The organism is Microbacterium sp. CIAB417 (assembly GCF_022788845.1).
The window spans coordinates 738,347-751,030 of record NZ_JAHZUT010000002.1 but is presented as its reverse complement, the minus strand read 5'-3'; the positions used below and the strand labels follow the sequence as shown (position 1 = coordinate 751,030).

Sequence of the window (12,684 nt, the reverse complement as noted above, 5' to 3'; positions counted from 1 at the left end):
GCGCGACTCAGATCTTCTCGATCGGCGCGATCTTGATCAGCAGCTTCTTGGCTCCGGCGCTGTCGAAGCGCACATGCGCGATGCGCTTGGCACCTTCGCCGGTGACCGCATCGATGCGCCCCTCACCGAAGTCCTCGTGCCGGATGCGGTCGCCCGCGGCGAGTTCGAGCTCGCTGTTGTCGCGCACCTTCGCGGGGATCTTGTTCGCGAAGCGCTCGAGCGAGGTCGACTTGGGCAGCAGCGGCGGGTTGTCGTCACGACGCGAGCCCCACCCGCCGGGCCGGCGGGCGTTGAGGGCGCGCGACTGCGAGCCGCCGCGCGAGTTGACGTCGCCGGGCGACTGGCGCCAGTCGATGAGCTCCGCGGGAATCTCCTGCAGGAAGCGGCTCGGCATCGCCACCGTGACCTCGCCGAACTGGGCGCGGGTCATCGCGAGGGTGAGGTGCAGGAGCTTGCGCGCCCGGGTGACGCCCACGTAGAAGAGGCGGCGCTCCTCGGCGGGGCCGCCGGGCTCGTTGGCCGAGATGCGGTGCGGAATGAGGTCTTCTTCGACGCCCGTGAGGAAGACGGCGTCGAACTCGAGGCCCTTCGCGGTGTGCAGGGTCATGAGCGAAACGGAGCCCGATGCGTCATCGAGGTCGTCCGCGTCGGCGACGAGTGCGACCTCGGTGAGGAAGTCGCTGATGGTGCCCTGCGGGTTGTTGCGGGCGAACTCGCGCGCCACGGCGACGAACTCGTCGAGGTTCTCCAGGCGGGCCTCGTCCTGCGGGTCACGGCTGGCACGCAGCGCGTCGGAGTAGCCGCTCTTGCTCAGCAGCAGCGACAGCGCCTCGGCGACGGCGGTGGGCGGCGCATCCTGACCTTCGGGCAGCAGCAGCGCCGTCGCTTCGGTGAGCACCCGGTCGAGCTGCGTGATCGCCGCCTGGATCTTGGGCCCGACGCCCAGCGCCTCCGGCGAGGCGAGCGCCTCGCGGAAGGTGATCTGGTTGTCTTCCGCGAAACGGGCGATGGCCGTCTCGGTGACGTCGCCGATGCCGCGCCGCGGCTTGTTCAGGATGCGGCGCACCGCCATCTCGTCGGCGGGATTGGCCACGGCGATGAGGTAGGCGAGCGCATCCTTGATCTCGGCGCGCTCGTAGAACTTCGTGCCGCCCATGATCTTGTAGGGCAGGGCCGAGCGGATGAAGATCTCTTCCAGCGCGCGGGACTGCGAGTTGGTGCGGTAGAAGACGGCGATGTCGGAGTACGCCGTGCCGGCCCGGTGGATCTTCTCGATCTCGTCGGCGACGAACTGGGCCTCGTCGTGCTGCGAGTAGCCGGTGAAGCCGACGATGAGCTCGCCCGCGCCCACATCGGTCCAGAGCTTCTTGTCTTGCCGGTCGAAGTTATTGCGGATGACCGCGTTGGCGGCGGAGAGGATGTTCTGGGTCGAGCGGTAGTTCTGCTCGAGCAGCACGACCTTCGCACCGGGGAAGTCGCGCTCGAACTCGCTAATGTTCCGGATGTCGGCGCCGCGGAAGGCGTAGATCGACTGATCGGAGTCGCCGACGACGGTGAGGGATGCGGCCTCCACCTCGGGCGCCGTATCGGGCTCGAAGATCATCATGCCGCCCGCGGAATACGACTCCCCCTCGCCCGACACCGGGCGGGTGAGTTCGCGGATGAGGGAGTACTGGGCGTGGTTGGTGTCCTGGTACTCGTCGACGAGGATGTGGCGGAATCGGCGACGGTAGGTGTCGGCCACCTGCGGGAAGGCGCGGAAGAGGAAGACCGTCTGGGCGATCAGGTCGTCGAAGTCGAAGGCGTTCGCGCGACGCAGCGCCCGCTGGTAGTCGCCGAAGACCTCGACGAAAACCCGCTCGGCGGGGTCGCTCATGTTGGCCTGGCGCGCGTAGCCCTCCGCATCCTGCAGCTCGTTCTTGAGCTTGGAGATGCGGCTCTGGACGGCGGCGGGCGTGAGACCGAACGCGTCGGCCTCGTGCTCCTTCACGAGTCGCTTGATGAGCGCGCGCGAGTCGCCCGAGTCGTAGATGGTGAACGAGCTCGTGAACCCGAATTGCTGCGCCTCTCGGCGGAGGATGCGGACGCAGGCGGAGTGGAAGGTCGAGATCCACATGCCGCGTGCACTGTCGCCCACGAGCTGCTCGACGCGCTCGCGCATCTCCCCCGCCGCCTTGTTCGTGAAGGTGATGGCCAGGATCTGGCTCGGCCATGCCTCGCGCGAGCGCAGCAGCGAGGCGATGCGGTGGGTGAGCACGCGGGTCTTGCCGGAGCCGGCGCCGGCGACGATGAGCAGCGCCGGCCCACGGTAGATGACGGCCTCGCGCTGCGGGCCGTTGAGGCCGACGAGGAGGTCGGCGTCGGGACGTGCGGAATCGCCGGCGGGGCGAGCGCCGTCACCGCCGATGATGAGGGGCGTGGAGGCGTCGGTCATGTCCCGTCAAGTCTAGGCGCGACCGCCGACACCCGCCCGGGTCGGCGGTCGCGCCCGCCCCCTTCTGGCGCTGATGCCGGGACATCTGCACGGCCGACGGTGAGGGGGTCACCACATCCGCCCCATGCGACCACACCAGCCCCACCGATCGTGCAGGCGTCGCAGGGTGGCGGTGCGGAGGGCCATGCTGCACCCGACCTTGTGACGCGGTGACGCACGGGGTCATCTTGCGACATGCACTGCCGAGGGTCGGAATCCCGGGTTAACGTCGAGGCATCGCGGCGATCCGGGTGGTCCCGGGCTCCGGTTCATACCCGGAAGCGTTGCGGGTTCGACTCCCGCCGTCGCGTCCACTCCCAAGGGGCCGCGATCCCCGAGTTTTCAAGGAATCGCGGCCACTTCGCCCCGCTCGGCGATGACCGCCTGGACGCCAATTGGACAGACCCTCAGCACATCGCTGCGTACGGTGCGGTCGATCTACGGCCGACGGCGTTCCAGACGGGAGCGGGTGTAGCGCAGTGCGGCTCCACCCACGAGGGTCAGCAGCGCGAGCGCCGTCAGTAGCAGGATCGGCACGTCGGTGCCGGTGACGGCGAGCGTTCCGGTCGGTGCGGCGGCCGCCGTCACGGTGAGGTTCGCCCATGCCGAGCCCGACGCCGCTCCCCTCACCTCGACGCGGTGCGCCCCCGGTGGCGTGTCGCGAGGGACCGTGACGACGATCGAGAATGCGCCCGAGGCGTCCGATGCGGCGACGGCGAGGTCCACGGGGTCGGAGTGCAGCGTCACCTGCAGCGACTCGGTCGGTGCGAAGCCCGCGCCGGTCATCGTGACCTTGCCGCCGGCTGCAACGGTTCCGCCCTCGAGAGCGATCGTCGGGACCGTTCCCGGATCGGTCCCGGGGTCCGTGCCCGGGTCGGTACCCGGGTCGGCGGCACGTTGGAGCACGAGGTAGGGCGCGATCACCGGACCGCGCGTCCAGTCCATGACCTCGGCCTGCGACGTCTCACCGGTGAAGAGGTCGAATGCGTTCGAGTCGGACGTGTCGGTGTCTCGCGAGGGGTTCTGGTCGGTGAAGCTTCCTGCTCCGCCGCCGCCGCGGTACGGGCCGACGAAGTCGGGGCAGTCGACACCCTGCGCGCACTCCGCGCTGTAGACGGGGCGCACGTTGCCCACGCCCTCACCGTCCTCTGCGTCGCTGAACATCGCAACCTGGTACCCGGTCGCGGCCAGGTCGCTCCCCGCGAAGACTGCAGCCGGTACGGTGGCGATAATCGACCCACTCGGGTCGACGTCGAGGCTGACGGCGCCGACGCGCCGGTGGTCGGCGTCGTAGACACCGCCGCCGAACGCAGCATCCGCGTACCGGCCGTCCGCAACGATCGCGTGCGTCCAGGCGCCCTCTGTGAAGGTGTTGGTACCGGGCAGCATGGGCGTCACCGAGGTCGACGAGCCGTCACGCAGGTAGATGTTGACACGCTGGGTGCTCATGCGCGAGCCGCCCCAGGGGTTGTGGATCTCGCCGTGCGTCGCCACCACGAATCGCACGAGGTCGCCGTCCCGATACACATCCAGGCCCGTCAGGTCGAAGCTGCCGGGGTTGAAGGCGCCGTCGGTCGGATAAGTGTATGTGCCCGGCCCGTTGTCGTCGCCGACCGGATCCTCGACCGAGCCGAGCAGGGTGCCGAGCGCCGTGAGAGTGCGGCGCTCGACCGTCTGCACGCCGTTCTGCCCGGTCGCCACCACGACAACGCGGTTGGTGATGTCCGTCAGGACGACGCGCGCCGAGAATGAACCGTCGTCGACGGCCGCTGCCGTGGCGACGCCGTTGACCGTGACGTTCACCGTCGGAGCATCCGTCGTTCCGCGCACGACGATCTCCCGACTCGGGACGACCGAACCGTCGACGAGACCGTCGATCGTCAGCGCCGGTGCCACCCCGGTCGGGGCGTCATCGCTCGTGGCGTCCCAGCTGTCCCACGTGTCGGCGTCGAAGTTCAAGCGGCCCAACTCGTCGCTGGCCCAATTGTCACCGGCCTTCAGAATCGGCACCCCGCCGACGGAGTAGTCGTGCAGCAGCAGACCGTCGCGATCGTTGGTTTCGTTTCCGATCGTGACCTTGGTGCCGGACGTGTCGGTGTACCGCTTGAGCAGGCTCGCCTGCGAGCTCGCGTCGAGATCGTTCCACGCGTCGACCTGGAAGCCGTCGATCGTGATGTTCTCGGTGTTCGAGAGCGCGAAGATGCGGATGCCGCAGTTCAGCATGCCCTCGACGCGTGTGTCCGTGAATGTCATGTTCTTCACCGTCGTCGCGACGTCGGCGCGATCGGTGGCCCCCATGTCCTCCCAGTGACTGGAGGAGTTGAACACACACGTGTTGTACTTCGCGTCCTTCCAGTACATCCGGTTGTGGATGATGTCCGTATTCGTCACCGAGACGTCGTCAATATCGCGCGGCACCCAGCCCCACTGGATGACGGGTCCGTTCTCGTTCTTCCAGATGACGGTGTTCTCGATGTGGACGTCGCTGTGATACATCTTCAGCACGTCGTCGTTGGCATGGAAGAACGTGTTGCTCATCCGTCCGCCGTCATAGAGTTCGATGCCGTCGGTCTGCCAGTACCAGCTGCCGACCTGCTTGTAGTTCTGCACCGTCATGCGGAAGTCCTCCACGCCGACCTCGACGCGGTCGTCTCCGCTGCCCTCGTGGGCGTACACGACGAACGAGTGGTAGGGGGGCGACGCGATCGTGACCCCCTCGAGGTCGAGGCTCTGGCCGGTGTTCGAGGACTCGAACTGCAGCATCTTCACGCACTCGGCGTGGCAGTTGTCGAAGGTGCTGTGCTGGTACCCGATGCGCGTGTCGGGCTCGTAGACGTACTGTTCACCCGAGAGCACGCCGAGTCCCGTCACCCGGTAATCGGTCTGCGTGTCGTGGACGAACCGGAAGGCGCCCTTCACGTAGGCACCTGGTGCCAGGTAGACCCATCGGACGTTGGCCGGCAACTGAGCGTGGTAGTCCGAGCCCATGTAGTAGGTGCCGGGTTCGAAGTAGACGATGTCGGCGGTGACGTCGTCGAGATCGTTCACCAGCCCTTGCGCGGGTCGATAGATCGTGCCGGATGCCTCGGTGGGGATCAGTCGCTCGGCGTCGGCACCGGTGCGGGTCGGGTTGGCGAAAACCATCAACGAGTTCTGCGGCTCGGTGTGCACGGCCCGGTTGCCCGTCGAATCGGTGGTGAGCGCCCCACTCGCGCCGCTCAGGTCGTTGTACGCCGTGAACAGCTGAGGGTCGAACTCGACGGAGAATCGCAGGCCGTCTGCGCTGAAGGGCACCCTGACGCGGACAGTGGAGCTGTCGACGAGTACCTTCTCGAGCTTCAGGTCGGTCGGACGGATCGTCACCTCGTCGATCGAGCTGATCGTCTCGCCCGTGGTCAGGCTCACATCGACCCAGACGTCGGTCGAGTACTCGAAGCTCGACCAACTCATCGTCAGGTCGGCATCGGCAGAGAACTCCGCGCCGTCCTGCTCGTCGTAGCCGATCTTCCCAGCGCCCGAACGCGGCACGCTCATGTAGACGAACGAGCTGTACGCCGTGCCCGGATCGGCCGCGGTGGCGACGGATGCCTCGTAAAAGCTCGACCTTCTGACCTGGCCGTCCGCGACCGGCCCGGTGGTCGCGATCGTGTCGTCGTGTCCCCAGGTCGTAAGGTTCGTGGTGGCGGCAGGCGCCACGACGGTCGGCGCCGGGACAGCGGGTGCAGCGGATGCCGCGGGGGCGGGGAGGGTGAGCAGCGAGCCCAGGAGCGCGGCGATGCCGAGCATCCCCCATCGAGCGTGTGACGTGCGGCGCATGCGTTTGGTTTCCTTCATAACAGCGTTGTCGTGATGGTGCGCGGGCGCCTAGCACCCTGAGCGATGTCGGCCTAGTCAGTGCTCGTGGAGAGCACGCGCGCCTCCCAGGGCCGCAACGTCGCCAGCTCGACCTCTGGCAGGTTGGCGAGTACGACGGCTGCGTTCGACCAGCGCGCGGGGGTGGTGAACGCACGCGGCACATCGGAGAGGTTGACCACGACCAGAAGCCCGTCGTCGCCGAGCGTGCGCTCGAAGGCGAAGATCGCGGGGTCTCCGGCATCCACGCGCACGAAGTCGCCCCTCGCGACGACCTTCCGCTCGTGGCGCAGGGCGATCAGCCGACGGTAGTAGTTGAAGACCGAATCGGGGTCGTCGTATTGCGCCTCCGCGTTCAGCCACGCGTGATTCGGGTTGACCCCGATCCACGGGGTGCCGGTGGTGAAGCCGGCTGAGGCAGAGCCGTCCCACTGCACGGGGGTGCGCGCGTTGTCACGACCGTTTCTGCGCATACCGTCGAGCACCTCGTCGGCGACCAGACCCAGCTCGCCAGCCTGCGCGTAAAAGTTCAGGCTCTCGACATCCCGGAAATCGGCGAGGGTGGGGAACGACCCGTTGGTCATGCCGATCTCTTCGCCCTGATAGATGTAGGGCGTGCCGCGCTGCAAGTGCAGCATTGTGGCAAGCGCGGTCGCCGACGCGCGCCAGTGCTCCCGGTCGTTGCCGAAGCGCGACACCGTGCGGGGCTGGTCGTGGTTCGAGAGGTACAAGCTGTTCCACCCCGTGTCACCCAGGGCGTCCTGCCACTTCGTCAGCGAGGCGGCGAGCGCCCCCGGGGCCAGGGGGCGCGGGTCGAACTTCGAGGATCCATGGTCGAGCCCGACGTGCTCGAACTGGAAGACCATGTTCAGCTCGCGTCGTGCGGGATCGGTGGTCAGCAACGCCTCCTCCGTGGTCACTCCCGGCATCTCGCCGACGGTAAGGAGCGCATCTCGACCGTCGAACACCTCGCGCCGCATCTCTTGCAGGTACTCGTGCAGCCGCGGCCCGTGGGCGTAGTGCGCAAAGCCGTCGCCGCGGCCGGTGCGCTCGCCGGCCTGAGCGTCGGGCAGCGAGGTGTCTTTGGAGATCAGATTGATGACGTCCATCCGGAACCCGTCGACGCCGCGGTCGAGCCACCAGCGCATCATGTCGTGGACGGCGGCGCGCACCTCGGGGTTCTCCCAATTGAGGTCGGGCTGCTTCGGGTCGAACAGGTGCAGGTAATACTGCTGCGAGGCGTCGTCCCACGTCCACGTCGGCCCCGAGAAGAACGACTCCCAGTTGGTGGGCTCCGCACCCGACTCACCCGGGCGGCGGCCCTCGCGCGCGTCGCGCCACCAGTACCAGTCGCGCTTGGGGTTGTCGCGCGACGAGCGTGACTCGACGAACCAGGGGTGCTCGTCGGAGGTGTGGTTGACGACGAGGTCCATGATGAGCTTCATTCCGCGAGCATGGAGGTCGGCGATCAGTGCATCGAGGTCGGCGAGCGACCCGAACAGCGGGTCGATGCTGCGGTAGTCGCTGATGTCGTATCCCGCATCTGCCTGGGGGGAGGCGTAGACCGGCGAGAGCCAGACGACGTCGACACCGAGTCGCTCCAGGTGCTCCAGCTTTCCGATGAGGCCGCGGATGTCGCCAACGCCGTCGCCGTTGGAGTCGGCGAAGCTGCGGGGATAGACCTGATAGACGACGGCGGAGCGCCACCATTCGGTTCCGATAGCGGGGACGGACGAGAGTGCCGAGCTGAGACTCACTTGATGGCTCCGATGTTGACACCGCGCATGAGGGTGCGCTGGAAGATGAGGAAGAAGATCAGCGCGGGCAAGATGCCGGCGAGGGATGCCGCGGCCAGCGCCGTCGGGTCGCTGGTGTATTGGCCGCTGAGAGCACCAAGGGCGACCGATACCGTCTGATTCGCGGAGCTGGGCAGAAGCACGAGCGGCAGGAAGAAGTCGTTCCACGTCCAGATGAAGAAGAAGGTCACGAGCACTGCGAGGGTCGGTCTCGTCAGCGGCAGGACGATGTGCCAGAGGACCTGGCGCCGCGACGCGCCGTCGATGCGCGCGGCCTCGAGTACCTCCGGAGGGAAGGAGCCGAGCACTGAGGAGAGCATGTAGGTGCCGAAGGCACTCTGCAGCACGGAGAGGATGATGATGATGCCGAGCTTGGTGTCATAGAGACCCGTGTCGCGCGAAAGAATGAACAGCGGATAGACCAGCGCCTCCTGGGGGATCGTGAAGGCGAGCATGAAGACGGCGAGCACCCACACACGACCCCGGATCCGGCCGATCCCGATGGCATAGGCGCTCAGCAGGCTGATGAGGGCTGCGATGATCGCGACGCTGCCGCTGATGAGGACGCTGTTGAGCAGCTTCTGGGTGAAGTCGATGCCCGTCCAGAAGGAGATGATCGCCGAGAAGTCGAGCGTCGTAGGAATGCTCATCGGCCCTTCGGCGATGTACTCCGGCGCCGGTTTGAACGCGTTGATCAGGGCGAGCCAGAACGGGAACAGCATCAGCAGGGCGATCACAGCGAGAAGCGCGAAGACGATCCATCCGCTGACGCCGCGTCGGCGGCGCCGGGTGGTGTCGACCTTCGCGCGTCGGCGGCGACGTCGCGGTGCTGCGGCCGATTCGAAGGCCTCGTCGGCGTCGATGTTGTCGGGAGCCAGGGCGGTCATTTCTCGAACCCTTCCGTGCTGCGCGTCTGGAACATCAGCATTCCGACGGCGACGATGGTCACCACGAGCGCCAGGACGGTCGCGACTGCGGCGCCGTAGCCGACCTGGGTGGTGGTGAAGAAGTTATAGAAGGAGAAGTACGCCGGAACGATCGTGCTCGTGCCGGGCCCGCCCTTGGTAAGGACGAAGATCGGGGCGAACACCTTGAGCGCCGCGACGCTCGTGGTGATGATGACGACGGCGATCTCGGGCCGCAGCTGGTTCACGGTGATCACACGGAAGCGTGTGAACCACCCTGCCCCGTCGAGTTCGGCGGCTTCGTAGAGCGACGGGTCCACGCGGGAGAGGCCAGCCATGAAGATGACGACGGTGTAGCCGATCTGCAGCCAGATCAGCACATTCATCACGGAGTAGATGGCGATGTTCGGGTCGCCAAGCCAGTTCTGCGCGAGGTGGCCGAGGCCGACGGCCTCCAGCATGCTGTTGATGATCCCGTACTCAGGCTGGTACATCCATTTCCAGAGCACGCCGGCGACGGCGATGGGGAGGATCTGCGGCAGGTAGAAGAGTGCACGCAGGACGCTCGAGGATCGCGCGCCGAACCGCGGCGCGATGTAGTCGAAGAGCACCGCCGCCACGAGAACCCCGAAGGCGGTGGGCACGATCGCCATGGCGAAGATGAAGGCGATGCTGTTGCCGAAGGATGCCCAGAACGTCGGGTCCTGGAACAGTCGCACGTAGTTGTCGAATCCGATGAACTGCGGGGTTCCGACGCCACGGTAGCGCGTGAGGCTGAGATAGAGATTCATCCCGAAGGGAATGAGGACGACGGCGGCGAAGCCGATCGCACCGGGGAGGAGGTACCCCCAGTAGCCCCCGGCGGGCTCTAGTGCGGATCGACGGCGGCGGCGGGGTGCCGTGGCGACGGACATGTCAGACAGCTTTCGATCGGGAGGGCGCGGCGGCACGCGGCCGCCGCGCCCGGAGTGTGTCAGTGGCCGGCGTCGGCGCGGCCCTGGTCATAGGCGGTGCGGATGCTTTCGACAACCTGCTCAGGGGTCTTCGAGCCCTGCACCAGCTCGGTGTTGTTCTGGACGAGGATGTCGTTCAGTCCCGCCACCGGCCAGTCGGGGTACCAGGCCAGGCCGCCGTCGGTCGCGTTCTGCAGTTCGGCGAACCGCTCGCTGAGCAGCTTGCCGATGGGCGAGGTGATGGCATCGGCGTCGGCGGCGACGGGAACCTGTCCCTGCTCGCCGAGCATGTTCTGGATCTCGTCACTCATCGTGATCTCGATGAAGTCGTATGCGAGCTCCTTGTTCTTCGCCTTCTGAGGCACGACCCACAGGTTGCCTCCGGAGCCCGGGTGCAGGTCGTTGCCCGGGAACAGGAACTGGTCGAACTCGAAGTCGGTGATGTTGTCGGCGAACGGCCCGCCCCACCATGTGCCCGAGTAGAAGAGCGGGTAGTCGCCCGCTTCGAAGGCGTTGCCGGCGTCCTGCGCAGGAATGCCGGTCGAGTTCTTGCTGATGAAGCCCTTCGCCGTCCAATCGGCGACCGTTTCAGCCGCCTGCTGCCATGCATCCCAGTCGACGTCGCCGTCGAAGCGCTGGTAGGCGGCCAGGGAGTCCTCGTTCATGTGGGCGAGGGCGAGGGCGTACAGCAGGTGCGGCCCGGGGTAGTCGGCCGATCCGAGAGCGAGCGGCGTGATGCCGTTGTCGACGAAGACTTGCATGTCGTCTTCGAGTTCGCTCAGCGTCGTGGGCACGGTGAGCTTGTACTGGTCGAAGAGCGACTTGTTGTACCACATGGACACGTACTCGCCGTAGTTGGTCACGCCGTAGCGCTGGCCCGAGCCCATCAACCCGTCCTCGTAGAGCCCGACGTCCTGCACCGAGCTGGAAAGGTCCCACTTGCGGTCCCTCGCGACGTCGGTGAGATCGGTGAGCAGCCCCGCCTGCGAGACGACGCCTGCAGTGGCGTTGCCCTTGAGGTATTCGAGGACGTCGGGCGCGTCGCCGGAGTCGAGCAGGAGCTGACCCGACTGCTGCATCTGTTCGTAGGTCTTGAGCTCGAAATCGACCTTCACGTCGGGATGCTGCTCTTCGAAGATGTCGATCGCCTTTTTCCACGCGGCAGAGAGGGCGGACTCGTCGTTCTCCCACCACCAGACTTTCAACGTCTTGCCATCGCCGGTATCCCCCGCGCCTGAGCCTCCCGAGCATCCCCCCAGAGCGAGCGCGGCACCGACCGCGGCAGCAATCACCGCAACGGCCTTCGCCTTGCGAGTCGTGAACACATTGACCTCCCATGGTCCTTGGTGCGTGCTACCCACCGTCGGGCGCCTAATATGTTTATCGCGAACGTATTAGCTCGTCAAGTCCTCCCGAATGATACATTTCTGGCAGGTTTTACTCTTTGAATGAACGTATTGCGAGGGCGCATGAGTACCGACCCCGATCCCATGTGGGGGCCTGATGCCGGGGCCGCACTTCCCGTCGCCGTCGAGGTCCTGCGCCGCGGACCGATCTCCCGCGCCGAGATCGGTCGTCGCCTGGGACTGTCCCACGCGTCGCTGAGCCGCCTCAGTGCGCCACTCATCGACCGCGGAGTGATCATCGACGTCGGCGAGCACAACAACGGACGAGTCGGCCGCCCCACGCGACTGCTCGACGTGGACGCCTCGAAGCACCACTTCCTCGGGATGAAGATCCGCGAGAACGAGATCGTCGCCGCGGTCACCAACATGCGAGGCGATATCGTCGCCCACTCGATCACGCCGCTGCTCGAGCCGCATCCCCCAGCACTGGTGTCGCGCGTCGCAGAGGTTCACCGTGCGGTATCAGCGGAGCGGGCGATCACCGGCATCGGCATCGGGGTGGGAGGGGCGGTGCACAAGCGCCGGAGCGTCATCAGCGCCAGTTTTCTGGGATGGCGCGACGTTCCGCTCGCCGACCTCGTCGAGTCGGCGACCGGCGCTCCAACCCTCGTGGAGAACGACGTCGTTGCCCTGTGCGAGTACGAGGATTGGTTCGGCGCTGCACGCGAGGACGACCGTTTCGCCGTCATCACGCTCGGAATCGGCACGGGGTTCGGCCTCGTCGTCAACGGCCAGCCGATCGTGAACGAAGACTATGGCATCGGACTCGTCGGACATTGGCCGATGGATCCGACGGGGCCGTTCTGCGATCAGGGCCACCGCGGATGCGCAGCGGCGCTCCTGAACTCCGATGCGATCGCCCGCTACGCGACTGAAGTCTTCGGGACGCAGACATCCTTCGATGAGGCGGTGCAGAGCGCGGCGGAGGGCCATCCCGGCGCACTGCGGATCGTCGAGCATGCCGCGCAGGGCCTCGGCATCCTTATCGCAGCCGTCTGCAATCTCACGCTTCCTGAGCGCATCATCATCGCCGGAGAGGGGGTTCGCCTCGCGGACATCGGCTGGCATTCGCTCCTGCGCTCGATCCGCGACCACCGGTCCCCCCGCGCCCACATGCCTCCCATTGATCTGGCAAGCGGCGACAATGTGGAGTGGGCCCGAGGCGCAGCAGTGCTGGCTATTCAGGCGTTTGCTCTGGGACGGTTCTCCGGCATCTGACGCCCCCTACCCGCGCGCACTTTCGCGCAACCCACGACTCGTGCGTGGGATCGATGCGATAGCAGTCGGACTCGGTGGCGA

7 protein-coding genes and 1 tRNA gene are annotated in these 12,684 nt (G+C 66.6%); 2 read left to right on the top strand and 6 right to left on the bottom strand.

The genetic code is table 11. From position 1 onward, the window contains the following. Positions 1-7 precede the first annotated feature (7 nt). Entirely contained in the window at positions 8-2,434 is a 2,427-nt protein-coding gene (locus tag KYX17_RS10190) for an ATP-dependent helicase (protein WP_243226874.1), read from the bottom strand. A gap of 277 nt (positions 2,435-2,711) precedes the next feature. Here KYX17_RS10190 and KYX17_RS10185 point away from each other — a divergent pair. After that, positions 2,712-2,787 (top strand) — tRNA-Met (locus tag KYX17_RS10185). A gap of 124 nt (positions 2,788-2,911) precedes the next feature. Here the strand turns inward: KYX17_RS10185 and KYX17_RS10180 are convergent. From KYX17_RS10180 to KYX17_RS10160, 5 genes are all read right to left on the bottom strand, one after another. Next, positions 2,912-6,289: a glucodextranase DOMON-like domain-containing protein gene (locus tag KYX17_RS10180; protein WP_243226873.1), complete on the bottom strand. Its 3,378-nt coding sequence runs from the start codon at positions 6,287-6,289 to the stop codon at positions 2,912-2,914. A gap of 71 nt (positions 6,290-6,360) precedes the next feature. Further along, positions 6,361-8,082, bottom strand: coding sequence for an alpha-glucosidase (locus KYX17_RS10175; RefSeq protein ID WP_243226872.1), 1,722 nt, complete (start codon positions 8,080-8,082; stop codon positions 6,361-6,363). Continuing rightward, the gene (locus KYX17_RS10170; RefSeq protein WP_243226871.1) at positions 8,079-9,008 is read right to left on the bottom strand and encodes a carbohydrate ABC transporter permease; all 930 of its coding nucleotides are present in this window, start codon (positions 9,006-9,008) and stop codon (positions 8,079-8,081) included. Before KYX17_RS10170 ends, KYX17_RS10175 begins: the two co-directional genes overlap by 4 nt. After that, a complete protein-coding gene (locus tag KYX17_RS10165) occupies positions 9,005-9,940 on the bottom strand; it encodes a carbohydrate ABC transporter permease (RefSeq protein WP_243226870.1) in 936 nt (311 codons plus the stop codon). The genes KYX17_RS10170 and KYX17_RS10165 overlap by 4 nt, the downstream gene beginning before the upstream one ends. A 59-nt stretch (positions 9,941-9,999) precedes the next feature. Next, the gene (locus tag KYX17_RS10160; RefSeq protein WP_243226869.1) at positions 10,000-11,304 is read right to left on the bottom strand and encodes an extracellular solute-binding protein; all 1,305 of its coding nucleotides are present in this window, start codon (positions 11,302-11,304) and stop codon (positions 10,000-10,002) included. Between the two features lie 405 nt (positions 11,305-11,709). Between KYX17_RS10160 and KYX17_RS10155 the strand changes: the two genes are divergently transcribed. Further along, positions 11,710-12,603, top strand: coding sequence for an ROK family protein (locus KYX17_RS10155; protein WP_243226868.1), 894 nt, complete (start codon positions 11,710-11,712; stop codon positions 12,601-12,603). Positions 12,604-12,684: the final 81 nt, after the last annotated feature.